We start from the raw sequence: 216 nt of genomic DNA on the forward strand, positions 1-216 counted from the left end.
ATCTATCTTTTTATTTTTAAGATTTAAAAAATTTCGCTTACCATTTTCTGTACTTCCTAAAAATAAATATTCTTGATTAGACGAATCTTTATATATTTCCTGTGCTGATACTAAGTTAGGTAATACCAATAATAATAAAATTAATTGTTTCATACTGTATCCTTATTTACCGTGAGGATTTCCTTTTAAAATTGGGGGCCATGAATATTTATCGTC

It is taken from the genome of Gilliamella sp. B2717, from assembly GCF_026536675.1.
Classification (GTDB): domain Bacteria; phylum Pseudomonadota; class Gammaproteobacteria; order Enterobacterales; family Orbaceae; genus Gilliamella; species Gilliamella apicola_I.